The following is an 862-nucleotide window of genomic DNA, read 5'->3' on the forward strand; positions in this document are numbered from 1 at the left end:
TCGATAACACCCTCCGACAGTTCCCGCAGGGCAGTCTCATCGGGCATCAGGTAGCACTGCATCAGCCGCAGTTCGTGGATAAGCCCCAGCCGGGTGCCGGTGTTGTAGAGCATCATCAGGGTCAATTCCTCGTGGTCAAAGTTCATGTTCATCCCTCGCTTTCCGGCAGACGGTAGGATTGCACTCCGGGGCATCGCACTTTTCCTTGAGATTCATCAGTACCGAATGGCGTTCCGGCTGCTTGTCCAGAAACCCCTGTAAATCTTTGAAGCCGATGCTGTCCACATAATGCACAGACACCTCGCCATTGCGTTTAAGTGCGATCACATCGCTGACCGACAGGCTGTGTCCCTCAAAATCCTGCGGACGGGAGAGGTTGAACACCTGAAACAGTTCTTCCAAAACCTCGTTGTTCGGCACATCCTGCCACATGGCGGGCAGATCAGCATAGTAAGTGACCTCGTAATGCTCCGGGTCGGGCGTTTTGCCTCGACGATTCAACTCCCGCATAGAAGCAAATCTTTCATCGAAGATTTTTTCGTCATGCCGCAGCTGCATCACCATATAAACATCGCACCCTGCGTTCAGAAACTTCTGCGGGATGTCCGTCATGGGTTCACCGTCAAAATTCTGGTTCCATTTTTGCTGCATTGTCCACCTCACAGTTCTGGCGCAGACCGTGCAGACGATTTTGGCGCAGGCGTATCACTTGCCAGTGCTGCCAGCTTTTCCAGTGTGGAAGGGCGGTGGTCTGCGCTCAGTTCTTCGGCTTCCGCAACTTTGTACATGACGGCATCGTAGTCCTGCAACAGCCGCCGCCCCTTTTCCATGTGGTGCGCTTCCAGAATCTGCTCACGGGCTT

At 54.1% G+C, this 862-nt stretch carries 2 protein-coding genes and 1 pseudogene; all 3 read right to left on the reverse strand.

From position 1 onward, the window contains the following. Positions 1 to 146, reverse strand: a 146-nt coding sequence (locus AAAU26_RS00795; protein WP_227619743.1) for a transposon-transfer assisting family protein, incomplete at its 3' end; no start/stop codon positions are given. Beyond that, a complete protein-coding gene (locus AAAU26_RS00800) occupies positions 136 to 651 on the reverse strand; it encodes a YodL domain-containing protein (protein ID WP_015564289.1) in 516 nt (171 codons plus the stop codon). The genes AAAU26_RS00795 and AAAU26_RS00800, both read right to left, overlap by 11 nt. 8 nt (positions 652 to 659) lie before the next feature. Continuing rightward, positions 660 to 862 (reverse strand): annotated as a pseudogene (locus tag AAAU26_RS00805) (LPD16 domain-containing protein); the annotation flags it as partial.

Source organism: Faecalibacterium longum, from assembly GCF_040094125.1.
In the GTDB taxonomy this organism is placed as follows: Bacteria; Bacillota; Clostridia; order Oscillospirales; family Ruminococcaceae; genus Faecalibacterium; species Faecalibacterium longum.